Source organism: Hymenobacter sp. ISL-91 (assembly GCF_018613725.1).
Classification (GTDB): domain Bacteria; phylum Bacteroidota; class Bacteroidia; order Cytophagales; family Hymenobacteraceae; genus Hymenobacter.
The window spans coordinates 26562-49157 of sequence record NZ_JAGGPS010000009.1 but is presented as its reverse complement, the minus strand read 5'-3'; the positions used below and the strand labels follow the sequence as shown (position 1 = coordinate 49157).

20 protein-coding genes and 2 pseudogenes are annotated in these 22596 nt (G+C 59.7%); 4 read left to right on the top strand and 18 right to left on the bottom strand.

Annotated elements, in window-relative coordinates; translation table 11 throughout:
* Positions 1 to 43: 43 nt before the first annotated feature.
* The 5 genes from J7E24_RS04800 to J7E24_RS04780 form a co-directional block, all read right to left on the bottom strand.
* The gene (locus J7E24_RS04800; RefSeq protein WP_215135691.1) at positions 44 to 1123 is read right to left on the bottom strand and encodes an isoaspartyl peptidase/L-asparaginase family protein; all 1080 of its coding nucleotides are present in this window, start codon (positions 1121 to 1123) and stop codon (positions 44 to 46) included.
* A gap of 57 nt (positions 1124 to 1180) precedes the next feature.
* Positions 1181 to 2251: a cyanophycinase gene (locus J7E24_RS04795; protein WP_215135690.1), complete on the bottom strand. Its 1071-nt coding sequence runs from the start codon at positions 2249 to 2251 to the stop codon at positions 1181 to 1183.
* A 171-nt stretch (positions 2252 to 2422) separates the two neighbouring features.
* Entirely contained in the window at positions 2423 to 3826 is a 1404-nt protein-coding gene (locus J7E24_RS04790) for a RagB/SusD family nutrient uptake outer membrane protein (protein WP_215135688.1), read from the bottom strand.
* 41 nt (positions 3827 to 3867) lie between these two features.
* Positions 3868 to 7236, bottom strand: coding sequence for a SusC/RagA family TonB-linked outer membrane protein (locus J7E24_RS04785; RefSeq protein WP_215135686.1), 3369 nt, complete (start codon positions 7234 to 7236; stop codon positions 3868 to 3870).
* Between the two features lie 139 nt (positions 7237 to 7375).
* The gene (locus J7E24_RS04780; protein WP_215135684.1) at positions 7376 to 8527 is read right to left on the bottom strand and encodes a FecR family protein; all 1152 of its coding nucleotides are present in this window, start codon (positions 8525 to 8527) and stop codon (positions 7376 to 7378) included.
* 266 nt (positions 8528 to 8793) lie between these two features.
* Here J7E24_RS04780 and J7E24_RS04775 point away from each other — a divergent pair, with 266 nt between their 5' ends.
* Complete coding sequence (locus tag J7E24_RS04775; RefSeq protein ID WP_215135682.1) at positions 8794 to 9360, top strand: RNA polymerase sigma factor; 567 nt, start codon at positions 8794 to 8796, stop codon at positions 9358 to 9360.
* A 14-nt stretch (positions 9361 to 9374) separates the two neighbouring features.
* Here J7E24_RS04775 and crcB read toward each other — a convergent pair whose 3' ends face one another.
* A complete protein-coding gene (gene crcB, locus J7E24_RS04770) occupies positions 9375 to 9752 on the bottom strand; it encodes a fluoride efflux transporter CrcB (protein WP_215135680.1) in 378 nt (125 codons plus the stop codon).
* Between the two features lie 187 nt (positions 9753 to 9939).
* On the opposite strand from crcB, the gene pta reads away from it, so the two are divergent.
* Both pta and J7E24_RS04760 read left to right on the top strand, forming a co-directional pair.
* The gene (gene pta, locus J7E24_RS04765) at positions 9940 to 12039 is read left to right on the top strand and encodes a phosphate acetyltransferase (RefSeq protein WP_215135679.1); all 2100 of its coding nucleotides are present in this window, start codon (positions 9940 to 9942) and stop codon (positions 12037 to 12039) included.
* A 253-nt stretch (positions 12040 to 12292) separates the two neighbouring features.
* Positions 12293 to 13216: a DUF808 domain-containing protein gene (locus tag J7E24_RS04760; protein WP_215135677.1), complete on the top strand. Its 924-nt coding sequence runs from the start codon at positions 12293 to 12295 to the stop codon at positions 13214 to 13216.
* 227 nt (positions 13217 to 13443) lie between these two features.
* Here J7E24_RS04760 and J7E24_RS04755 read toward each other — a convergent pair whose 3' ends face one another.
* The 11 genes and pseudogenes from J7E24_RS04755 to J7E24_RS04710 form a co-directional block, all read right to left on the bottom strand.
* Positions 13444 to 13845, bottom strand: coding sequence for an OsmC family protein (locus J7E24_RS04755; RefSeq protein WP_028123739.1), 402 nt, complete (start codon positions 13843 to 13845; stop codon positions 13444 to 13446).
* 2 nt (positions 13846 to 13847) lie between these two features.
* On the bottom strand, positions 13848 to 14567 hold the full coding sequence (locus tag J7E24_RS04750; protein WP_028123740.1) for a hypothetical protein: 720 nt from the start codon (positions 14565 to 14567) through the stop codon (positions 13848 to 13850).
* Between the two features lie 46 nt (positions 14568 to 14613).
* Positions 14614 to 15075: pseudogene (gene msrA, locus J7E24_RS17970) on the bottom strand (peptide-methionine (S)-S-oxide reductase MsrA); the annotation flags it as partial.
* A 69-nt stretch (positions 15076 to 15144) separates the two neighbouring features.
* Positions 15145 to 15585 (bottom strand): annotated as a pseudogene (msrB, locus tag J7E24_RS17965) (peptide-methionine (R)-S-oxide reductase MsrB); the annotation flags it as partial.
* 7 nt (positions 15586 to 15592) lie between these two features.
* On the bottom strand, positions 15593 to 16087 hold the full coding sequence (locus J7E24_RS04740; RefSeq protein WP_028123737.1) for a peroxiredoxin family protein: 495 nt from the start codon (positions 16085 to 16087) through the stop codon (positions 15593 to 15595).
* Positions 16084 to 16383, bottom strand: coding sequence for a hypothetical protein (locus J7E24_RS04735; RefSeq protein WP_215135675.1), 300 nt, complete (start codon positions 16381 to 16383; stop codon positions 16084 to 16086). Before J7E24_RS04735 ends, J7E24_RS04740 begins: the two co-directional genes overlap by 4 nt.
* 51 nt (positions 16384 to 16434) lie before the next feature.
* Positions 16435 to 17520, bottom strand: coding sequence for a tyrosine-type recombinase/integrase (locus tag J7E24_RS04730; protein ID WP_215135672.1), 1086 nt, complete (start codon positions 17518 to 17520; stop codon positions 16435 to 16437).
* Positions 17517 to 17873: a single-stranded DNA-binding protein gene (locus J7E24_RS04725; RefSeq protein ID WP_215135670.1), complete on the bottom strand. Its 357-nt coding sequence runs from the start codon at positions 17871 to 17873 to the stop codon at positions 17517 to 17519. The genes J7E24_RS04730 and J7E24_RS04725 overlap by 4 nt, the downstream gene beginning before the upstream one ends.
* A 54-nt stretch (positions 17874 to 17927) precedes the next feature.
* Positions 17928 to 18857 (bottom strand): 1,4-dihydroxy-2-naphthoate polyprenyltransferase, encoded by a 930-nt coding sequence (locus tag J7E24_RS04720; RefSeq protein ID WP_215135668.1) that lies wholly within the window; start codon positions 18855 to 18857, stop codon positions 17928 to 17930.
* A gap of 131 nt (positions 18858 to 18988) precedes the next feature.
* A complete protein-coding gene (locus tag J7E24_RS04715) occupies positions 18989 to 19648 on the bottom strand; it encodes an HAD family hydrolase (RefSeq protein WP_215135666.1) in 660 nt (219 codons plus the stop codon).
* Between the two features lie 208 nt (positions 19649 to 19856).
* Positions 19857 to 20465 (bottom strand): glutathione peroxidase, encoded by a 609-nt coding sequence (locus J7E24_RS04710; RefSeq protein WP_215135664.1) that lies wholly within the window; start codon positions 20463 to 20465, stop codon positions 19857 to 19859.
* A 178-nt stretch (positions 20466 to 20643) separates the two neighbouring features.
* On the opposite strand from J7E24_RS04710, the gene J7E24_RS04705 reads away from it, so the two are divergent.
* Entirely contained in the window at positions 20644 to 21765 is a 1122-nt protein-coding gene (locus J7E24_RS04705) for a 3-oxoacyl-ACP synthase III family protein (RefSeq protein ID WP_215135662.1), read from the top strand.
* A 131-nt stretch (positions 21766 to 21896) separates the two neighbouring features.
* Here the strand turns inward: J7E24_RS04705 and J7E24_RS04700 are convergent, their stop codons facing one another.
* Positions 21897 to 22478 (bottom strand): TIGR00730 family Rossman fold protein, encoded by a 582-nt coding sequence (locus J7E24_RS04700; RefSeq protein ID WP_215135660.1) that lies wholly within the window; start codon positions 22476 to 22478, stop codon positions 21897 to 21899.
* Positions 22479 to 22596: the final 118 nt, after the last annotated feature.

Genomic DNA, 22596 nt, shown 5'->3' with positions numbered 1-22596 from the left:
CCCGGCTAAGCAGCCGGGACCTTTACTGCCACGGCGGGCCGGGTTATTCCTTGTAAATCTTGACCTCGATTTTGCCATCCGCGGTGATGGTGCCGCGGTACATGCCCTCGGTGTTGAAGGGCAGCGAGGCGTGGCCCTGGCGGTCAAGGGCAATCAGGCCGCCGTCGCCGCCGAGCTTCTCCACTTTGGCCAGCACCGTGCGCGTGGCCTCATCCACGCTCAGGCCCTTGTACTCCATGAGGGCCGAAATATCGTGGGCCACCACGCTGCGGATGAAGAACTCGCCCCAACCGGTGCAGGAAATGCCCGCCGTGGCGTTGTTGGCATAGGTGCCGGCCCCAATCAGCGGCGCGTCGCCTACCCGGCCGAATTTCTTGTTGGTCATGCCGCCGGTGCTGGTGCCGGCGGCCAGGTTACCCGCCTTGTCGAGGGCCACGCAGCCCACCGTGCCGAACTTGTAGTCGTGCTGGCCACCGCCGAGCCGGGCGGTTTTCTTGTCGTCGTGGTCGAGGCGGCTTTTGGTCGAATCTTCTTTTATAGCATCCTGCAGGCCTTTCCAACGCTCGTCGGTGTAGAAATACCTAGGGTCAACCAGCGTCAGGCCGGTCTGGCGGGCAAACTGCTCGGCCCCCGCTCCCACCATCATCACGTGCTCCGACTTATCCATCACGGCGCGGGCAGCGCTGATGGGGTTGCGAATGACGGTGACGCCCGCTACCGCGCCGGCCTGCAGGGTCTGGCCGTCCATGATGGCCGCGTCCATTTCGTTGCGGCCGGCGTGGGTGAAGACTGCGCCCTTGCCGGCGTTAAATAGCGGCGAATCTTCGAGAATATGAATGGCCGCTTCCACCGCGTCGAGGCTGGTTTTGCCGGCCTGCAGCTGGTCGTAGCCGGTTTGCAGGGCCTTGGTGAGGGCAGCGCGGTAGGCGGCCTCCTTCTCGGGCGTCATGGTCGACTTGAGGATGGTACCGGCCCCGCCGTGCACGATCAGCACGTATTTGGTCTGGTCGGCGGGTTGAGTTGCGGCCGTTTCGGCGGCTGTATCGGTGGGGCTGGTGGGCGAATTACAGCCGGCGGCCAGCAGGCCCAAGCTCAGGAAAGCGGGAAGAAAAGGAAAGCGCATAGAGTCAGAAAAGAAGTAAGAATGATACTGAAGGCCGCAACGCAGGCCCGGCCGGCGCTACTGAGGGGCCTGGAAAAGCTGGCCGTTATCCACCCACCACCACTGCCAAGTGCCGCCCTGGGCGGCGGCCGGGCTCAGGTCGGTGACCGATACGCGGCCCTGGCCCGTTTCGGAGCCGGTTACCTCGTACACAGCCAGCGCCTGCTGCTGCCGGAGCCACTGCAGCGGCTGGCCGGCGGCCACGCGCTCGGGTGGGCGACCCGCAGTGGGCCGCAGAAAGTAGGCTTTGCTCCGGCCGAACACTTGAGCTATGCCGTCGGGGGCCACGCAAACGGCCGTTTTCTCGTCCACGGCAATGCCCTGGGCCAGCAGGCCCCAGTCCTGCCAGGCGCGGGCCAGGAAGGCCACGTGCCGGCCGGGCCGGTCGCGGGTGAGGTAGTGCTGGTCGGTGAGCACGCCTTGCAGCACCGGTACGCGCAGGAAATCGTCGTGGTAGAGCGTGATGGTAGGCGCATAGGGGTTGGCCAGGGCCTCGGCGGCGGTGGGGCTGCCGTTTTCGCCGCTGAAGTAGGCGCTGCCCAGAATGGCGCAGCCGGCGCTGGTGCCGCCCAGCGGCGCCTGCCGGGTCTGGGCCAGGTAGTTGAGCGCGTCCTGCACCAGCGTGCCACGCCAGTAGTTCATGTAGTTGGATTGGTCGCCGCCGGCAATGAACACCATTTCGGCGTTGCGGATGGTGCGGGCCACGGCCGGGTTGTTGGCCAGCTCGCGGGAGTTGATGAGCAGCGTTTCGACCGAGTTGACGGGCCCCAGCCCGGCAATATAGGGGTTGTAGGCATCGGTGCCGGTGGCCCGCAGCACCACCACGTCGCCGCCGCCGCTCCGCGCAATCATCCAGCGGAACGCCGCGTCCACGTCAGTACCACCGCCCATCAGCACCACCCCGCCGCTCACGGCCGGGCGCACGTCGGCCGTGTCGCCCACGAGGCCCAGCGAGGCAGGCCGAATTACCGGCCCCGCCCCTGGCCCCACGGGCGGCTTAGGCGTAACCGGGGCCGGAATAGAGCTGCGGCAGCCCGCGGCCAGCAGCGCCGGCAGTAGCAGCAAGCCGAGGAGTTTAGATGTTTTCATTTGGTTGAGGCTTCAATAACGGCTATCAGGCGTTGCGAAGTAGCGCGAACTTTGTAGTTCGCGCCGGTGCCGTTAGAATGACGTTGAACGGCGTGGGGCGCGAACTACAAAGTTCGCGCTACTGCTACTGTGGCTCCCCTCTCCATTTCGGAGAGGCGGTCTGGGCTCCGGCTAGTATCCGGGGTTCTGCACCATGTTGGGGTTTACCTGCAGCTCCACGAACGGAATCGGGAAGTTGTACTGGGCCTGAGTGGGCGGTAGCAGCACGGCCCCGGAGGCGTTGGCGGCATCGGCCGCGAGGCGCTCGACGGGCAGGTTGCGGCGCTTCAGATCGAAGAAGCGCTGCCCCTCGAAGGCCAGCTCCTTGAACCGCTCGGTGTAGATGGCGGCCACCAGCGCGGCCTTATCGGCAAACGACTGGGCGGTGTAGCCGCTGAGGCGGGCGGCGCGCAGGGCGTTGAGGTCGGCGGCGGCGGCCGTGAGGTTGCCGCTTTCGGCCTGGGCTTCGGCCCGAATCAGGTACATCTCGCCGGTGCGAAACAGCTTCACATCTACCAAACCCGGCGCCGAGGCAGTGCCCCCAATGTACTTGTTTACGAGGTACTGCGACTTGGTGCCGGTGCGGGTGGGGTCGAACTTGATGTAGACCCCGTAGCGCACGTCGTTGGTTTTGTCGAAGGCGTTGAGCAGCTTGAGGGCGGGCGCGTAGAGCACAATGCCGCCCGACTGCCGGAAAAACGAGTCGCCCAGCCGCGAGTCGCCGGTTACGCGCTTGAGCTTCCAGGCCACTTCACTGGAATTGGCATCAGTCCAGATGCCCGGAAACTGGGCCCGGGTGGCCAGCGGCAGGGCCGTTATGACTTCCGACGAATACGTAATGGCGTCGGCCCAGTTTTTCTCGTAGAGTGCCAGACGCGCCTGCATGGCGGCCACGGCCACCAGCCGGATGCGGGTGTTGTCGGTGAACGAGGCCGGAATCAGGGTTTTAGCCTGGGCCAGGTCGGCCTTGATGTCGGCCACGTTCTGCTCGAAGGTGGCGCGGGCCGGGCTGCTGATTTTCGACTCCTTCATGTAGGGCACGCCCAATGCGCCGGGCTCGTAATCGGCCGCGTAGCCGCGCAGCAGCTCGAAGTGGGCGTAGGCGCGCAAAGCCAGCAGCTCGCCCTGGTACTGGTTTTTCAAGGTCTGGTCGGTGGCCGTGCCACCGACTTTATCGACGGCGGCCAGCACCCGGTTGGCCCTGTCGATGGCCTGGTAAAGGCTGGCCCAGGCCCCGGTAACCGACGAGCTGGTGGCGTTGTACTGCCAGCGGAAGGCGTCGTTGTTCGACACCGTGTTTTCGATGGGCAGCGTCACCTCGTCGGCCACCGTCACGGCGCTTAGCAGCAGCGAGTTGTCGAGCACGGCGTAGGCGCCCAGCAGCCCCAGGTTCAGGTCGGCCACGTTGCGGAAGGCCTTGTCGGGGTCGATGGTGTCGGTGGGGTCGAGGTCGAGCTTTTTGCAGGCTGGGGCCGCGGCCAGCAGCGCCAGCACCAGGGCCCCGTGCAGCAATTTAGAGGAGGAATAGAATTTCATGAGCAGGAAAGACTAGAGGATGGGAGGACTAAGCCAGGCAGCTACAGGTTCACCGTCAGGCCGGCGGTGTAGGTGCGGGCCGAGGGGTACTGGAAGCGCCCGTACTGGCTGTTGTTTTCGGGGTCGAGCCCGCGCCAGCTGGTGAACGTGAACAGGTTCTGGGCCTGCAGCTGCAGCCGCACGCCGCGCACCACGCCCAGCTTCTGCACCAGCGGTGCGGGCAGCGCGTAGGCCAGCTGCACGTTGCGCAGGCGCCCAAACGAAGCGTCCTGAATGTCTTTGGAGGTGAAGTTGCGCGGCACGTCGATGCGCTGCAGCGTGGCGTTGTCGCCGGGCTTTTTCCAGCGGTCATTCAGCATACGCACGCTCTGGTTACTGGTCATGTAGCGCTGGTTTTCGTTGTAGAAATCCTCGTTGTTCCAGCGCTTCACATCCGACACATACACGAACAGCGCGCTCAGCGACAGGCCTTTCCAGCTCACATCAGTCGAAATGCCGCCCGTGATGGTGGGGTAGCGCACGCCCACGCCCACGGTGCTCTGGGCGTTGGCGTTGTACACGTTGGTGGTCGTGCCGTCGAGGTTATAATAGAGCGCGTCGCCGTTTTCGGGGTTCACGCCGGCCCAGCGCGGGGCGTAGTACGAGCCAATCGGCTCGCCAATGCGCAGCAGGCGGGTGTCGCCGTCGGGCAGGTTATCCAGGCCGTTGCCCAGCTCCAGAATCTCGTTTTTGTTGTAGGCCACGTTGGTGCCCACCGTCCAGCGCACATCGCCCTTATTGAGCACGTCGCCCTGCAAATCGGCCTCGATGCCGCGGTTGCGCAGGCGGCCGGTGCTCAGCGAGTAGGTGGCGAAGCCCGCCGTCGCCGACAGCGGCTGATCGACGAACATGTTGCGCGTTATCCGATTGTAGGCATCCAGCACCAGCCGGATGCGGCTGCCCGGCAGCAGGCCGATATCGAGGCCCACGTTGGTTTCGGCCACATATTCCCAGTCGAAGTTGGGGTTGCCGGGGTTGGTGGGGCGCAGGGCCGTGGCCCCGCCGTAGGAGCTACCCACGTCGTAGGTGGCGCGGTAGAGGAAGTCGCCGCCGAAGGGGCTGGCCGTGAGGCCGTAGCTGCCGCGCAGGCGCAGGGTTGAAAGCAGGCTGGCATCGCGCAAAAAGGCTTCGTCCTTGATGTTCCAGTTGGCGCCCACCGAGTAGAAACTGCGCCAGCGGTTCTTGCTGGGCACTTTAGAAGAGCCATCGACGCGGTAGCTGCCCGTGAGCGTATAGCGGCCGTTGTAGGTGTAGCGGCCGGTGCCAATAAACGAGTGCAGCGCGCTCTGGGTGCGCAACCCGCTCAGCCGGGGCAGGTAGGTGGTGCTGGTGGTAATGGCGGCCGGCGTTTCGGGCAGGCGGCCATCGAGCCCGAAACCGGCGTAGCCAAAGCCCCGGTAGTTGTCGAACAGCGACTCGAAGTAGGCACCCACTTCCACGTCGTGCACCTCATTGAACATCCGGTTGAAGTTCAGGCCGGTGGTCGAGACGATGCTGTAGGTCTGGCGCGCGCTTTCCTCGAAGCGCCCGCGCCCGCCCAGCGTGTTGGAGTTGCTGCGCGAGCCGTAATAGGAGTCGGGGTTGATGTAAATCTGGTCGAGCGAGTTGCGGAAGTCGAGGCCGGCGCGGGTGGTGGCCACAAGCCCGGGCACGATGGTGTAGCTGAGCGAGCCGCCCAGGGTGGTTTTGGCCTGCTGGGTTTTGTTGGACGAGTTGTTGAGCCGGTCGAGGCCAATGGTGCCCTCGCGCTCATCGAGGTAGGAGTAGCCCTTGGTGTTGGGCAGCACCATGGTGCCGTCGGCGGCGTAGGGGTATTCGTAGGGCAGGGCGTAGTACACCGAGGCCATGCTGCTGCCCACGCCGGTAGCGCCCTCCCCTTCCGTGAAGCTGGAGTTGGACAAACCCAGCAGCAGATTCACGCTGCCGCTCAGCTTCTTACCCTTGAAATCGACGTTGCTGCGCACCGTGTAGCGGTCCATGCCGGTGCGGCGGGCAATGCCGTCCTGCGAGAAGTAGTTGAACGAGTTGTAGAAGCGCACATTCTCGCCGCCGCCGCTCAAGCTCACCTGGTGCTCCGTGAAAGTAGCCCGCCGGAAAAACTGGTCGCGCCAGTCGGTGTTGATGCCGCCCAGGCTGTCGAGGATGAAGTTGGACCGTTGCTGCTGGGCGGGCGTGAGCTTGGCGTAAGCCGGGTTCAGGGGCGAGTACGTCCAGCCCGGCCCGATGGTGCGGCCGGTTTCCTGGCCCACCTCCTGCTCGAACCGCAGCCGCTGCTCGGTGTCCATCATCACGAAGCGCGGCGAGGTAAGGTTGGAAAAGCCCGTCTGCACCGTGTAATCAACCGCCAGGCGGCCGGCCTGGCCCTTTTTGGTGGTGATGACGATAACGCCGTTGGAGCCCCGCGAGCCGTAGAGCGCCTTGGCCGAGGCGTCCTTGAGCACCGTCACGGAGGCAATGTCGTTGGCGTTCAGCGTCTGGAAGTAGTTCGACTCAATCGGAATCCCGTCCATAATGTAGAGCGGCGACGAGCTGCCATTAAGCGTGCCCAGGCCCCGAATGGTCACGCTGGTGGTGGCGCTGCCCGGCTGCCCCGAGTTCGACATGACGTTGAGGCCCGGCACGCGGCCCTGCAGAATCTGGTCGATGCCCGGCAGCGGCACCTGCTCAATTTTGGCACTCGTAACCACCGTCGCGGCGCTGGCCGAGTTGTCGCGGGCGTAGCTGGTGTAGCCGGTTACCGTCACGGCATCGAGCAGCGCCGAGGCCTCGGCCAGCCGGATGCTGAAGTCGGTGCGCGCACCCAGCGGCACTTCCTGGGTGGCAAAACCCACGAACGAGAAGCTGAGCGTAGTGGCGCCATCGGGTACTTCGAGCTGGAAGGCGCCGTCGGGGCCGGTGGTGGTGCCGGCCGTGGTGCCCAGCACCCGCACCGTTACGCCCGGCAGGCCCTGGCCCTGGCTGTCGGTTACGCGGCCCGTTACCGGCCGGGCCACGGCGGCCGCTCGCGGGGCGGCCGGCGCGGCGGCGGGCCGGGGCTTCACCACAATGGCGTTCTGTTCGAGCGTGTAGGTGAGCGGCTGGCCGGCAAAGCACTGGTCGAGCGCCTCGGTCAGGGAGGCCCCGCGCACGCTCAGCGTAACGGGGCGGGCCGACTGCATCATCTGGGTGTTGTAGAGCAGCGCGTAGCCGCTCTGCAGCTCAATCTTGCGCAGCACCTCCGTCAGGGGTTGGTTGCGCTCGGCCAGCGTGATGGTTTGGGCGAACGAGGCGGCCTGCACCTGCCAGCCACTGAGCAGCACCAGCAGGCCCGTGGCCCGGGCGCGGCCCGGCCGGCCCACCGCCGTCAACAAGGAAGTAACGTGTCGCTTCATACGGGTAAGGTTTTAGGGGTTGACGGGGGAAGATGAATGGCTTTCGTTGACAGTTGCTGGTTGCTAATTCCTCGTTGTCAGTTGCTGGTTGTCAGATAAGGAGGAAGCTAACGGCTATCAGCTGACAGCTAATAGCTCATTACTCACGGACAGTAATGCGGCGGCCTTCGGTGGTGAAATGCACGGCCCCGGTCAGCTCCAGCATGTGCAGCACGTCGGCGGCCTCGCGGAAGCGGGAAATGGAGCCGTGGAAGCTCTTATTGCTCAACTGGCCCTCGTAGCGTACCTGCACGTCGTACCAGCGGGCCACCTGGCGCATAATGCCCTCCAGGGGCTCATCATCGAACACGAAGCGGCCTTCCTTCCAGGCCACGGCGCTGCGGGCGTCTACCGTGCGCACGGCAATGGTGCCATCGGGCCGGGGCCGCCCCTGCTGACCGGGGCGCAGCAGCACCTGGGCCGCGCCCTGGCGCAGACGCACGGCTCCTTCGAGCAGCGTGGTCACGGGCGCGGGCTCGTCGGGGTAGGCCTGCATGTTGAAGTGGGTGCCGAGCACCGTCACGCGGGCCGCACCCGCTTCCACCTCGAAAGGCCGGGCGGCGTCTTTGGCCACCTCAAAATACGCCTCGCCCGTGAGCTGCACCACCCGCCGCCGGCGCCCGAAGGCCACCGGAAACTCCAGCCGGGAGTCGGCGTTCAGCCACACCCGGCTGCCGTCGGGCAGCTGCAGCTGGTACTGGCCGCCGCGGGGCGTGCGCACGGTGTTGCGCAGCAGGCTGTCGGCGGCTGCGGAGTTGCCGGCCGCGCCCTGGTAGCTCAGCTCGCCGGGGGCCGTCTGGCGCACCTGCCGGCCGCCCTGCTGGGCCAGCAGCCCCGGCCCGGCATCGGCCAGCCGTACAGTACGGCCGTCGGCCAGCGTCAGCAAAGCTTGGTTGCGGCCGGGTTCCAGCCGCGAGGGCGCGGGGCGGGTGGTGGCCAGCGGAGCGGGCCCGGCACCCGGCGCCAACTGGTTTGGCAGCCACAAAGCCAGCATCCCGATTAGGCCCACCGCGAGGCTGGCGGCCAGCAAGGCCCGCCGCCGCCGGAGGGCGGGCCGGCGCTGCATACTGCGGGCCAGCCGCGCCCAGATGGCCGCCCGCACCGGACCAGGAGCCCCGAGCGGCCCCTCACGCCAGGGCAGTTCGGGCAGTTCGGCCTCGGCCAGACTGGCCTCAAACCGCGCCCGCTCAGTGGGCGTGGCGGTGCCGGCATAGTAGCGTTCGTACAGCGTCAGGTATTCTTCGTCGGTCATGGGGCGGGCTTCTACCAGCTAAGAGACGGAAGGCCGCCCGCACACACTTACTTTTTAAAAATAATTCGTCTTTTTATCGATTATACTTATCAACACCCTAACGATAAGCTCATAAAATTTCCATTGTTATACTCTTATCTGCGTTTTGTTGCGGATGCCATTCGGGGGCGGGCGGCAACAACTCAGGTAGCGGAATGCGGCTTCTAAGCGGCAGTTTTCTATATTTGGTCAACCAGGATTGGGGTCGGACCTTTAAACGCGGGGCCATGTCTGCTACGGATGCCGCTTTGTGGGAAGCAATACAGCACGACGACGCCGGGGCCTTCGAGGCGCTTTACCAGCGGTACTGGCAGCGGATGTTTGCGGCCGCCTACGCCCGACTGGCATCCCGCGAGGCCTGCGAGGAAATAGTGCACGATATCTTCCTGCGGCTCTGGACTGAGCGCCACCGCCTGCAAATCGACTACTTCCCGGCCTACCTAGCGGCGGCGGCTCGCTACCATGTGGCCCGGCACCAGCGCGCCACCGCCGCCCGCCCCCTGCACTACACCGACGCGCCCGAAACGCTCAGCCCCGCCCGCGCCGACTACAACCTGGGCGAAACCCGCCTGCTCGACCTCGACCTGGAAAAGCGCCTGGCCGCCGCCCTGGGCCAGCTGCCGCGCCGCTGCCAGCAGATTTTCCTGCTCAGCCGGGTGCAGCAGTTCTCCAACGACGAAATTGCCCAGCAGCTGGATATCTCCCGCCGCTCAGTCGAAAACCAGCTCACCACTGCCCTGCGCCACCTGCGTGTGCTTTTCAGGGCGTTTGTGCTGCTGCTGGCGGTTTGGTAAAGAAGTCTGGCAGGCTAGATGAACCGCGCCACCCACAAGCCCACAAAGGCCGCCAGCATGCCCAGCAGCAGGCTCCCGGCGGCGTACAAGGCCAGCAGCAACAGCTCGCCGGTGCGGCCCAGTGCTACGCTCTCGTAGGCGAAGGTGGAAAACGTGGTGAAGCCGCCGCAGAAGCCGGTGGTGAGGAACAGCCGCCAGGGCGCGGGCATGGCCGCATGCCGCTCGAAAACTCCCAGTAGCAGCCCAACCAGCAGGCAGCCCAGCACGTTTACCACGAACGTGCCCAGCGGGAAGGCCCCCGGCAGCAGCCGCAGGAAATACTGCTGCACCCAGTAGCGGCTCACCGACCCGATAAACCCTCCTAGCCCAATAAGCCACACCGAACTATTCATGCCAGTACCTTAAGTGGGCTGCCCAGCTAGCCGCCGCGCTGGCGGCCGGGGCCCAACCGGCGGCAAGGTAAAGAACGAACGGCAGCCGGCAAATCGGGCCGGCAGACGAGTAGTGCGTAGTTTTGCCGGAGCGGAGGTTTCCTAGTTCTCTTTCTCCACGAATTTCCGCGCGAAAACCCTCCGACCCATGAGTAAAGCCGTTTACATTGCCACCGCCGAGCCCTACAGCGGCAAATCGGTGCTGACGCTGGGGCTGGTGAACCTGCTGCTGGGCCAGGCCCAGAAGGTGGGCTACTTCAAACCCATCATCACGCCGGCCGATGGCAGCCCCGACCAGCCCGACGCGCACATCGACACGGTGCTCCGGCACTTCCAGCTGCCCCAGCCCTACGCCGATACCTACGCCTACACCGGCCAGCAGGCCCTACGCCTGCTCGAAAGCGGCCGCACCGGCCAGCTGCTCGACACTATCATCCACCGCTACAAGCAGATTGAGGAGGCGCACGATTTTGTGGTGGTGGAGGGCACCGATTTTGTGGGCACCGGCCTGGCCTTGGAGCTCGATTTGAACTGGAAAGTGGCCCACACGCTCAGCATTCCGGTGATGCTGCTGATATCGGGCCTGGGCAAATCAGTCGACCAGCTCGTGGATGCAGCGCTTTCTATTAGGCGCGACGCTGAGAACGAGGATGTGCGGGTGCTGGCTTTGGTGCTCAACCGGGTGCCGCCCGCCCAGCTGGCCGAGGTGCAGGCCCGGCTGGCGGCCCAACTTTCGCCCGACACGCTGCTGGCCGTTATTCCGGAAAGCCAGGCGTTGCGCAGCCCCACGATGCGGGAGATTCAGGAGCAGCTGGGCGGCGAGTTGCTGTTCGGGCACGAGCTGCTGGCCAATCCCGTCGACCACTTCATCAACGGGGCCATGCAGGTGCCCAACTTTCTGCGGCGCCTGCAGGAAAACGTGCTCATCATCACGCCCGGCGACCGGGCCGACATTCTGCTCACGGCCCTGCAGGCCAACAGCTCGGCCAACTACCCCCGCGTGGCCGGGCTGGTGCTTTCGGGCGGCTACCGACCCGAGGAGTCGGTGCTGCGCCTGATTGAAGGCCTGCCCGAGGTGGTGCCCATTCTGCTGGTCGAGCCGGGTACGTTCGAGGCGACTACTCGGGTGGGCCGCATTCAGTCGCGCATCGGGCCGGGGCAGGAAAGCAAAATCCGGCTGGCCATCCAAACCTTCGAGCGCCACTTCGATACTGCCCGGCTGCTGCAGGAGCTGAGCACGTTTGCGCCCCGCGGCCTCACGCCCCATATGTTCCAGTACCAGCTGCTGCAGGGCGCGCGGGCCCAGCGCAAGCGCATTGTGCTGCCCGAGGGCACCGACGACCGGGTGCTGCTGGCGGCGGCCCGGCTGCTGGAGCAGGATGTGGTAGAGCTCATCATTCTGGGCGAGCCCGACCAGATTCTGGCGGCCGCCCGGCGCCTGGGCCGGCCCCTCGACCCGGCGCGGGTGCAGCTCCTCAATCCCCAAACCTCCGAGCTGGCCCCCGAATTTGCCCAGACGCTGCACGAGCTGCGGAAAGCCAAGGGCGTGAACCTGGAAATGGCCCGCGACCTGATGACCGACGTGTCGTATTTCGGCTCGATGCTGGTGTACAAGGGCCTGGCCGACGGCATGGTGTCGGGGGCGGCGCACACCACCCAGCACACCATCCGGCCGGCGCTGCAGTTCATCAAAACCAAGCCGGGCGTATCGGTGGTGTCGTCGGTGTTTTTTATGTGTTTGCCCGACCGCGTGGCCGTGTTCGGCGACTGCGCCGTGAACCCCAACCCCACCGCCGAGCAGCTGGCTGAAATTGCCATTTCGTCGGCCGAAAGCAGCCGGCGCTTCGGCATCGAACCGCGCATCGCCATGCTCTCCTACTCGTCGGGCACTTCGGGCGAGGGCACCGACGTGGACAAGGTGCGCGCGGCCACGGCCCTGGTGCGGCAGCTGCGCCCCGATTTGCTCGTGGAAGGCCCCATCCAGTACGACGCGGCCGTGGACCTGGCCGTGGGCCAGCAGAAGCTACCCGGCTCGCCGGTGGCCGGTCAGGCCAGCGTGCTCATCTTCCCCGACCTGAACACCGGCAACAACACCTACAAAGCCGTGCAGCGCGAAACCGGGGCCCTGGCCATCGGCCCCATGCTGCAGGGCCTCAACAAACCCGTAAACGACCTCAGCCGCGGCTGTACCGTCGATGACATCTATAACACCGTGCTGCTGACGGCCATTCAGGCGCAGGAAGCGTAAAGGGCATCATTCAACGAGGAGGCGCAAAGACCCGCCTTCCTATCACCCCAACGAAGCTGTTTAGAAAGCACTTAAAATCAAGCAGAACGTCATGCTTCATCTGGCGTCCGCGCAGTCGAAGCATGACGTTCTGCTTCGTCGAGCAACTGCAACGAACCGGTAGAGCTACTTCGACTGCGCGGACGCCAGATGAAGCATGACGTTCTTTTGGCTTTGCAAACGACCTTTACACCCCAATCACTCAACCCACTTTATGGCCTCCGGACTTTTTGCTTTATTAGATGATGTGGCGGCTTTGGTGAAAGTCAGTGCCGCCAGCCTGGACGATGTGCCGGCGCAGGTGGCCAAAACGACCGGCAAGGTGTCGGGCATCGTGATTGATGATACGGCCGTGACGCCCAAGTACGTGGTGGGCCTGAACCCCTCGCGCGAGCTGTCCATCATCTTCCAGATTGCCAAAAAATCACTGTTCAACAAGCTGCTCATCCTCACGCCGGCAGCCCTGGTGCTGGGGTACTTTGCGCCCTGGGCCATCACGCCTATTCTGATGCTGGGCGGCGCGTATTTGTGCTACGAAGGCTACGAAAAGGTGCATTCGATGTTCAGCAAGCACCCCGAAGTTGACCCGGAAGCCGGGCAGGTGCAGACCATCACGCCGGAGGAGCTGGAGCAGCAGCGCGTAGCCGGGGCCGTACGCACCGATATTATCCTGTCGGCCGAAATTATGGCCATTGCCTACAGCCAGGTGGTCGATTCGCCGCTGGTGAACCAGGTTATCGTGATGCTGGCCGTGGCCGTGTTCATTACCGTGGCCGTGTACGGCTTTGTGGGCCTGATTGTGAAAGCCGATGATATCGGCCTGCATCTGGCGCAGAAAGAAGGCAGCCCTGGCGTTCAGAAATTTGGCCGCGGCATCGTGCAGTTCATGCCCAACTTCCTGAGCATCCTCAGCTACGTGGGCACCGCCGCTATGCTGTGGGTAGGAGCCGAAATTATTGCCCACGGCATCCCCTACACCGCCCACCTGCTCCACGAGCTGGAACTGGCGCTGGCCTCAGTGCCAATAGTGGCGTGGCTGGCCAAAGTGCTGGCCTGCGGTATCGGCGGCCTTGCGCTAGGTTTCCTGGTCGACCAGGTGGTTCGGCTGGTGAAGAAAGTGATGCCAGGCAAGCAGTAAGGCACAAGAATGCTTTGGGCAGATACAAAAAGCGGCCGCTGCTTCATCAGAAGCAGCGGCCGCTTTGCTTTAATTTGTATGCTAACGGTTTGGGTATTGCCGAAGGCGGGGATTTTTTTGCACAGAACTTCAATAGAAATACCGCAGTTCAAATATTACAGAAAAGTTGATTAGAATTCCTTCAGCCCCGCTTTTGGCAATACCTTGTTAGTGGCAGTGCATTTGATTTAAAGCGTTATAGGCATTATATCCCATTCGCTATTTAACAAACGGTGGATATAACAACGGTCGGCTTGTTTTATCAATTCTTCTTTCTGCTCTTCGGAAAGATTACCTTCAATAATCATTTTAATTTGAATAGTGGTTTTTAGCCCTCCTTCCCCTCTTGCTACTTCTTGCACTAGTTCGGCTGTTACATTCTCTATCTCCCAGTTGTTTTTGCGAGCAATAAAACGGACAGTTCCGACTTTGCACATTGCCAAACCGCTTAAAACAAGTTCTGAGGGTGCTAAACCTAAATCTGTTCCTTTACTTGTGATAGGTTCGTCACCAATAATGGTGTGCTTACCATTAGTGATAATACTTTGGAAGCCTTCTTCAATGTTTTTAATTTTAATTACTGTTGCCATTTTTATATAAATTTAGATTCTAAAAGTTTAATTTTATCAAATATAATAGGAGGATAATATGAATGTGCATCTGCACAAATAGTGCATTTTCCAGTTTTAATATTAATATCGTCATCAAGGTCTTGATAAGGAAAAATATTGAATAATAATTCGTGTTGCAAAAGAGTTCTATAAAATAAAATATGTTGTGATTTTGAAGAAATAGTATCAATGCGATTGAATAATTCTTCTGCACTTTTCAAAATACTTAATAATTCTCTTACTCCATCATACATAAGTACATCATCTGTATTATGAATATCTACTTTCATTTGTTCCAAATCATTTAAGAAACATTTTATGGCTCTTTTTCCATACAACAGTTGTTTTCCATTTGCATCAGAAAACTCATAACTGAAATTTTTTATTGTTTCTTGAAAGAAAGAATAAAAAGTCCGTATTTGTTCTGTATTGTGTTGTTGTTCTTCCTTTATATTGTCTTTTTCTATTTGATTTTGCACTATGCCATTTGCTGAAAGTTGAGCTTTTAACGCTAAATATAGAAGTATAGAGCCAATGAGTTGAGAAATAGGATTTGTTATACCGCCAATCGCATCGCCAACAACGCCAAAATTACCAATGCCTGTTTTATTGAGCAATGGAAGTAGTAATGGAAATAAAAATGTTAATAAAATACCAAAAAGCAAGAGCCATTTTGCATTTTTATCAAGACTATTTTTCATTCTTTATTTTTTAAATTGCTTCATTAAAAATTTATGTCTTCGTCCATTATTTCTTTAGTTTATCCTGATAAAGCGATTTTAATTTTGCTAATTTTGGATTTATTACTGCCATACAATAACCAGTTTCGCTATTGCGATTGTAATAGTCTTGGTGATTGGCTTCTGCCTTATGGAAATGTTCAAACATTTTCACTTCTGTTACTATCATATCATCGTAGGCAGATTGAACATCTTCAATGACCTTTAATGCTTGCATTTTTTCATCGTCTGTTCTGTAAAAAATAATGCTACGATATTGTGTTCCTCTATCAGCACCTTGTTTATTTATAGTCGTAGGATTGTGAGTAGTTAAATGGATTTTCACTAAATCTTCAAAGCTAATTTCAGAAGGTAAATAAGTAATTTCAATTACTTCAGCGTGACCAGTAGTTCCAGAACAGACTTCTCTATATGTAGGATTTATAATTTCACCACCACTATAACCACTCTCTACATTTACAACTCCTTTTAATTGCTGAAACATAGCTTCTGTGCACCAAAAACAACCACCACCAAATGTAACTTTTTTCTCATCAGATTTTACTTTTTTCAGAGCAACAGCATTTATGCAAAATCTCAATCCACTTGGCATAGGACCATCTTGAAACACGTGACCTAAATGAGCATCACAAGTGCTACAAGTTGTCTCTATTCGATACATACCAAACGTAACATCTTTGATATAATTGATTGTATTCTCTTTTATCGGCTGTGTAAAACTAGGCCACCCAGTTCCACTTTGAAATTTTTCTTCGCTGTCAAAAAGTACAGTGTTACAACAAACACAGGCATATTTGCCGGGTTCAAACAAATTGCACATTTCGGAGCTATGAGCTCTTTCTGTTCCTTTTTTACGAGTTACGTAAAATTGTTCTTCGGTAAGAAGTGATTTCCATTCCTCTTCCGATTTTTCTATTCTTTGGTCTGGGTTAAGATTGCCATTATTGGCTAATCTTATTACATCTATCCATTTTTGCATATAAAATTTATTTAATTGTTTGTAAAAATTCAATTGCTTTTTCGGTATTCAAATGAAAATCATTGAATACTACTTTTCCTTCTTGGTTTATAAAAATAAACCAAGGAGTTCCTCCTGTTCTATAATGATACATTACTGTTGAAATATTTTGCGTGCTTTCATCTCCTTCATCTTGTCCAAAAGGAATTTCCAACTTATACTGCTTTTGTGTTTCTTTTAGCTTTTCAAAAGTATTTTGATTTTTACCTTCAAACACTGATTGAATAGCAAAGAATTTAATAGCTTGGTTGTTTTTTAATGCAGTGACCATTTGTTGTAACGAAGGCAAGCCTATTTTATGACAGCCAGGACACCAACTTTGAAAACAATACAAAACAATAAACTTTCCTTTAAAATTAGATAATTGTATAGGTTCAGTATCTTTTCCATTTGCATCAATCCATTTAAATTTTTCCAGTTCTGGGGCATCAAATCCCTCTATACCATATTTTTTATTATTCATTTACCATTTTTATTTATAAGTAATTTAAACACAGATTTCGCAAATCTAACATATTCATTTGCTTTTAAGTCAAATACTACCCATTTGTAAATGTTTCCATATGGACACAATGGAGCATTTGTTTCGCTTCCACTACGTAATTCGTATCTATTTGGATCTATATCATATTCTACTTTTCTTATCCTTTTCAATTCAGGTTTCATTGTTCCTTGTTTTGGCTTGGCATTGCCACTAACATTACGATACCCGCTACTCAGCGGTTGCCCGAATAGCGGGTATTTTTTCTTAGTACGCAAGTGAGTAGCGGATAGCATACCGAATTTGGGCTGCTATCCGCTACTTGCCAGTTAAAGGCCGAGGCTGTCGAGTGGGGAAGCCGGGCGGGTGCGTTGGGCAACATGCGTGTAAATTTCGGTGGTTTTGATGCTGCTGTGGCCCAGCAAGTCCTGAATGATGCGAATATCGGTACCGGCTTCCAATAAGTGAGTGGCATAGGAGTGCCGGAACATGTGCAGCGTCACTGGCCGGCGAATACCGGCGCGCAGGGCCGCCTGTTTCACTACCTGTTGCAGGCTGCGCGCACTATATGGCTCGCCGGGCTGCTGGCCCTCAAACAGAAACGTCAGGGGCCGGAACTGACGGAACTGCTCGCGCAGCAGCTGCAGCAGGGTTTCGGGTAGCGGCAGGTCGCGGTCTTTTTTGCCCTTGCCACCCCGCACATATAGCGCCATGCGCTGGCTGTCGATGTCGGAGGGCGTAAGGGCCAGCACTTCGCCCAGGCGTAGCCCCAAACCGTAAGCCAGCATGAGCATGGCGCGGTGCTTGAGGTTATCGGTTCCCTGCAAGATGGCCTTTACATCTTCGGCGGCCAGCACCTTCGGGTTGGTGAGCGGGCGCTTGGGCCGCGGAATGGCGTAGTATTGCCGCGGCTGCCCCTCCACCTGCTCATAGTAAAATTTGATGGCGTTAATCAACTGGTTCTGGTAGGTTTCGGAAATGCCCGCCCCTACGCATCCGGCCAAGTAGTCGAGTACGTCGGGTTTGCTCAGCTCTAGGGGCAGCCGGGGCGCATGATGCGCTACAAACTTCTCAAAAGCAGCCCGGTAGCTCTTTAGCGTATGAGGGCTATAGCGCTTGAGGGCGATAAACTGGCAGTAGCGGGCCAGCAGGGCCTCGTGCGGAGTAGGTGGCGGGAGGGGCGCAGCCAACGCGGGCACAATGGGCACCTGCACTGCTATGCCCAACGCCGCGCAAGCCGCCTGCACAGGCGCTACGGCGGCGGGCGTGGCGGGCAGCAGATACCCGCGGGCGGCGGCTTCGTAGCGCACCCCTGCCCCCAACAGCGCCGTGCGCACGGCAGTGTCGGAATACGGAAAAAACACCTGGAAATCGGTGCGGGCCGCCGTCAGGCGCAACGATACGGCCGCTTTCATGCCTGTGGTGGCATTTCGCCCGTTTTTTTATCCAGCATCAGCAGTTGCTCGCCGATGATTTCCGTCACGTAGTGCCGCTGGCCGGCCGCATCGTCGTAATGGCGGGTTTTGAGCTTGCCTTCGAGGTAAACGAGGCTGCCCTTGCGCAGGTAGGCCTGGGCCAGCTCGGCCAAGCCGCGCCACAGCACCACGCTGTGCCAGTCGGTGGTGGTATGGCGCTGGCCGGCTTTGTCGCGCCAGGTTTTGGAGGTGGCCAGCGAAAATTTCGCTACGGCCACGTTGCCTTCCAGCACGTTCACTTCGGGGTCTTTGCCCAGGTTACCAATAAGCGTTACTTTGTTGAGGCCGCGCATGGAGCCAAGGTATCGATTTCTGCAACCTCCACCAACACCCTTGGCTGCGGGCTCTTATAGCACCTGTCCCAGCCCGAACAGCAGGGTGAAAACGAGCGTGGTGAGGGCCATTTGCTTGAGCAGCGGGTCGAGCTGCCGGGAGTCCTGGCGCTGCCACACGGCGCGGGCGTTGCGCAGTAGCAGCGGGGCGCTCAATAAAAACAGCCACTGCCAGGGCGAGTGGTAGGTGAAGGCCACGTAGAGCACGGCCGCCGCAAAGCCCAGCGCCAGCAGCAGCCAGTGGTAGCGGCGGGCCCGCACCGGCCCCAGCCGCACCGGAATCGTGATTTTGCCGGCCAGCGCATCGGAGCGGATGTCGCGGATGTTGTTCACGTTGAGCACGGCCGTAGCGAAGCAGCCCAGCGCCGCCGCCGGCAACAGCACCGGCCAGGGGAGGGCCTGCGCCACGGTGGGCACCTGGCTGTAGGCCTGCAGAAAGTAGGTGCCGCACACGCCTACCAGCCCAAAAAACACAAACACCGATAAGTCGCCCAGCCCGGCGTAGCCGTAGGGCTTGCTGCCGGCCGTGTAGTTGACGGCCGCCCAGATGGCCGACAGCCCCAGCACCAGAAACGCCCCGAATACCCAGGCCCCGGCCACGCCCAGCGCCACCCACAGCAGTAGCACCCCACTCCCCAACGACAGGGCCCCGAACAGCCCCATGCCCCGGCGCATCTGAGCCGGCGTGATGGCGCCGCTCTGCACGGCCCGCAGCGGCCCCTCGCGGTGCACGCTGTCGGCTCCGTTCTGCGAGTCGCCGTAGTCGTTGGCCAAGTTGCTCAGTATCTGGAGCAGCACGGTTGTAAGGGCCGCCAGTGCCACCACCGCGGGCCGGAACTGCCCGTGGCTGGCCGCCAGAAAGCCCCCGGCCATAATACTAGCCAGTGCCAGCGGCAACGTTCGCGGCCGAAATGCCGAAACCCAGGCTTTAGCAGAAAAGGTCATGAGGGGGTGCTGTAGCGCGAATCTCCAGCTTTGCGCATCGTTGAACGAAATCGTTAATAGTCAGCAACGATGCGCGAAACTGGAGCTTCGCGCATCGTTGCTTGTGGCTCCTCACCTAACAAAACTACGCCCTAATCCACAGCCAGCGCCGCAATCCGGGCCGCGCTCAGCTCCCCGAAATCAGCCACTACCAAATCGGCCCGCCGCAAATCCTGGCTGGGCGAGTGCGGGCTGTTGTAGCCGATGCAGTACAGGCCCGCTGCCTTGGCCGCCGCTACGCCGTTGGTTGAGTCCTCAATAACCACACACTCGGTGGTGGGTGAGCGGGCCACGGCGGCGGCGTGCGCGAAAATGGCCGGGTCGGGTTTGGAGCGCGGGAAATCCTCGCCGCTGAGGCGGTGGCTGAAATAGGGCGCCAGCGCAAAGCGCCGCATTACCCTATCGATGGTGGAGTGCGAGGCCGAGGAGGCCAGCAGCATTTCTAGGCCGTGTCGGTGCAGGTCCTCCATTAGGGCGCGCACGCCGGGCAGCAGGTCGAAGTCGGGCTTCTCGTCGAAAGCTCGGTTGAAGTGCGCCCGCTTGGCCAGCACCAGCTCCTGCACCTCCTGCGCTAAGCCATACTGGCTTTTGAGGTGCTGGTACACGTTCTTGGTCGAGCGGCCGGTGAACGTGGCGTATTCGGCATCCGTCACGGCCAGTCCCAACTCATCGAAGTGCCGGAAATAGGCATAGCGGTGTACGGGCTCGGTATCGACGAGCACGCCGTCCATATCGAAAATAACGGTTTGCATTGGGCGCAGCAGGGAAGTTGGTAGAACAGCCGCGAATATACCAGAACCGTTACGGCGCATAGCGTGGGGCCCAGAACCGGTATCAGCACGCTGTAGGGGCGGGGCTTGCCCCCGCCCGCCATTCGCGCCGCTTCAGCGGTACTTGTTCAACGATAATCGTTCAACGGCGGGCGGGGACAAGCCCCGCCCCTACAACGTGCTGATAGCTCTACCTGCCAATGGCCGACAGCAGTTCCTCACCCATGGGGTTCACCTTCGAAGGAAAGAACGCCACCACGTGGCCGGTTTCATCAATCAGGTATTTGCAGAAATTCCAGTTCGGCTTCTCGTCGGTTACGCCATTTTGGGCCTTGCTGCCTAGGTACTGGAAAAGCGGAGCGGCATCGGGGCCGGCCACCGAAACCTTGCTGAACAGCGGGAACGTAACGCCGAAGTTCTTTTCGCAGAAGGAGGCAATCTGGGCGTCGGAACCGGGTTCCTGGCCGCCGAAGTTGTTGGCCGGAAAGCCCAGCACCGTTACCTGGTCGGCGTGCTGGCGGCTAAGCTGCTCCAGCTCCTGGTACTGCGGCGTGTAGCCGCACTCGGAGGCCGTGTTCACGAGTAGCAGCTTCTTGCCCCGGTAGCGGCTCAGCGGCACGGGTTGGCCGTTGATATCGTTGAGGGTGAAATCGTAGACGGAAGCGGCGGTGGTTTCGGACATAGAAGTGGGGGTAACAGGGGAAGTGGCAGATACGGGCGAGGTGCCGGGGGCCGATGTGCAGCCCCCCGTGCCCAGCGTGGCAACAAGCAGCAGGCCGGACAGAAGTAGCGTTTTCATACGGGAAGTGCGAAGTTTGCGGCTGACAACACACCCAACTTCCCGAATGTTCGAGTGAGGATGACCGCCAACATCAGCCATTATAAAAGCCGGAATTTTGAACATCGGAGCTCAGCCCTAGTTAAAAAGGGCTTACTTTCGTTGAATAGCACATCAGTTTCTTCAGTCCAACCTGCTCATGCGTAAGGCTTTGCACTCAGTCATTACCGGAACAGGGTCCTGCATCCCGGCCCGCATCGTCAGCAACGATGCTTTCATCGACAGCGCTTTTTTCGACGGCAACGGCCAACGACTCGACAAGCCGGGCGCCGAAATCGTGGAGCGCTTCGCCCAGATTACCGACATCCGCGAGCGGCGCTACGCCGAAGACCACCAAGTGGCCTCCGACCTGGCCCTGCTGGCCGCCCAGGACCTGTTTGCCTCCTGCCCCACCGCCGACCCCGAGCAGCTCGATTATATTCTGGTCGCCCACAACTTCGGCGACATTACGGCCGACAACCGGCGCTCCGATTTCGTGCCCAGCCTGGCCGCCCGCGTCAAGCACAGGCTCGGCATCCAAAACCCGCACTGCGTGGCCTACGACCTACCCTTTGGCTGCCCCGGCTGGCTGCAGGGCGTCATTCAGGCCGATTATTACCTGCGCTCCGGCGACGCCAAGCGCGTGCTCGTCATCGGGGCCGAAACCCTCTCGCGCGTGTGCGACCCGCACGACCGCGACAGCATGATTTACTCCGACGGGGCCGGCGCAGTGCTGCTCGAGGCTCGTGAAACCGCCGATACCGACACGGCGACGGGTCTGCCAGAGGGCATCCTAGCCCACAGCTCGCGCTCCGACACGGTTCAGGCGGCACTGCTGCTGCGTATGGCCACCTCGCGCAACCCGGCCTACACCGGCACCGAGCTTTTCCTGCAGATGGAAGGCCGCAAGCTCTACGAGTACGCCCTCAAAACCGTGCCCCAGGCCATTAAAGACTGCCTGGAAAAAGCGGGCCTGCAGGTAGCCGATATGAGCCGCCTGATCATTCATCAGGCCAACGGCAAAATGGACGAGGCCATCCTCAAGCGGCTCTACGCCCTGGCCGGCGACGCCCCCGCTCCCGCCGACATCATGCCCATGACCATCTCCTGGCTCGGCAACTCCTCGGTAGCCACCATCCCTACCCTGCTCGATCTGCTGGCCAAAGGCCAGCTCGAAGGATACTCCATTACACCCGGCGAGGTGCTGGTTTTTGCTTCCGTTGGGGCCGGCATGAACTGCAACGCCGTGGTCTACCGCGTGCCGGAAGCGGTGAATGCGTGAGCTGATGACTAAGTAAGTAGTTTGTCATTCAGAGCGAAGCGAAGAATCTCGCGGGCCAAAGTAATTTCCTACGACAGGATTACCTTGGACCGCGAGATTCTTCGCTTCGCTCTGAATGACGTTCTTATAGTTTATTCCTCGCCGGGCCGCAGCCACTTCTCTACCGGAATTGGCACGTAGGCGGCCAGGGCGTCGAGCAGAGCGGCGGGGCTGGGGTGGCTCAGGAGCTGCTGGCGGTTTTCGCGGCGCAACAGGCCCTCGTCGGCCATGTGGTCGAGGGCGCGCAGCAGGTGGTCGTAGAAACCCTCCACGTTCAGAACCCCGATGGGTTTGGGGTGCAGGCCCAGCTGGCCCCAGGTAAGTACCTCAAACAGTTCTTCGAGCGTGCCGTAGCCGCCGGGCATGGCCAAGAAGGCCTCGGCCCGCTCGGCCATCAGCAGCTTCCGCTCGTGCATGCTGGCCACAATGTGCAGCTCCGTAAGGCCCCGGTGCTCAATTTCCTTGCCCATCATGAAGTCGGGAATCACGCCCACCACCTGGCCGCCGTGGGCCAGCACGCTGTCGGCCACCACCCCCATCAGGCCCACGCGGCCACCGCCGTACACCAGCGTCAGGTCGCGCTCGGCCAGCAGGCGGCCCATTTCTACGGCCTGCTGCTGGTAGGCAGGGTTGGTTCCGGTGGCCGAGCCACAGTACACGGCAACGCTTTTCATTAGGGACAAATTTTAAGTTGAAAACTCTAGGGATCAGAAATTTGGGGTTTCACGACCAACGCACAAGCGTAGTTTTGAGCCCCAGCGGGGCGACACTCATCGTTCGACGGCTGGTGTC

Excerpts from the sequence above, each read along its gene's own strand:
- J7E24_RS04800 (WP_215135691.1), bottom strand. The coding sequence starts at position 1,123 with ATGCGCTTTCCTTTTCTTCCCGCTTTCCTGAGCTTGGGCCTGCTGGCC.
- J7E24_RS04795 (WP_215135690.1), bottom strand. The coding sequence starts at position 2,251 with ATGAAAACATCTAAACTCCTCGGCTTGCTGCTACTGCCGGCGCTGCTG.
- J7E24_RS04790 (WP_215135688.1), bottom strand. The coding sequence starts at position 3,826 with ATGAAATTCTATTCCTCCTCTAAATTGCTGCACGGGGCCCTGGTGCTG.
- J7E24_RS04785 (WP_215135686.1), bottom strand. The coding sequence starts at position 7,236 with ATGAAGCGACACGTTACTTCCTTGTTGACGGCGGTGGGCCGGCCGGGC.
- J7E24_RS04780 (WP_215135684.1), bottom strand. The coding sequence starts at position 8,527 with ATGACCGACGAAGAATACCTGACGCTGTACGAACGCTACTATGCCGGC.
- J7E24_RS04775 (WP_215135682.1), top strand. The coding sequence starts at position 8,794 with ATGTCTGCTACGGATGCCGCTTTGTGGGAAGCAATACAGCACGACGAC.
- crcB (WP_215135680.1), bottom strand. The coding sequence starts at position 9,752 with ATGAATAGTTCGGTGTGGCTTATTGGGCTAGGAGGGTTTATCGGGTCG.
- pta (WP_215135679.1), top strand. The coding sequence starts at position 9,940 with ATGAGTAAAGCCGTTTACATTGCCACCGCCGAGCCCTACAGCGGCAAA.
- J7E24_RS04760 (WP_215135677.1), top strand. The coding sequence starts at position 12,293 with ATGGCCTCCGGACTTTTTGCTTTATTAGATGATGTGGCGGCTTTGGTG.
- J7E24_RS04755 (WP_028123739.1), bottom strand. The coding sequence starts at position 13,845 with ATGGCAACAGTAATTAAAATTAAAAACATTGAAGAAGGCTTCCAAAGT.
- J7E24_RS04750 (WP_028123740.1), bottom strand. The coding sequence starts at position 14,567 with ATGAAAAATAGTCTTGATAAAAATGCAAAATGGCTCTTGCTTTTTGGT.
- J7E24_RS04740 (WP_028123737.1), bottom strand. The coding sequence starts at position 16,087 with ATGAATAATAAAAAATATGGTATAGAGGGATTTGATGCCCCAGAACTG.
- J7E24_RS04730 (WP_215135672.1), bottom strand. The coding sequence starts at position 17,520 with ATGAAAGCGGCCGTATCGTTGCGCCTGACGGCGGCCCGCACCGATTTC.
- J7E24_RS04725 (WP_215135670.1), bottom strand. The coding sequence starts at position 17,873 with ATGCGCGGCCTCAACAAAGTAACGCTTATTGGTAACCTGGGCAAAGAC.
- J7E24_RS04720 (WP_215135668.1), bottom strand. The coding sequence starts at position 18,857 with ATGACCTTTTCTGCTAAAGCCTGGGTTTCGGCATTTCGGCCGCGAACG.
- J7E24_RS04715 (WP_215135666.1), bottom strand. The coding sequence starts at position 19,648 with ATGCAAACCGTTATTTTCGATATGGACGGCGTGCTCGTCGATACCGAG.
- J7E24_RS04710 (WP_215135664.1), bottom strand. The coding sequence starts at position 20,465 with ATGAAAACGCTACTTCTGTCCGGCCTGCTGCTTGTTGCCACGCTGGGC.
- J7E24_RS04705 (WP_215135662.1), top strand. The coding sequence starts at position 20,644 with ATGCGTAAGGCTTTGCACTCAGTCATTACCGGAACAGGGTCCTGCATC.
- J7E24_RS04700 (WP_215135660.1), bottom strand. The coding sequence starts at position 22,478 with ATGAAAAGCGTTGCCGTGTACTGTGGCTCGGCCACCGGAACCAACCCT.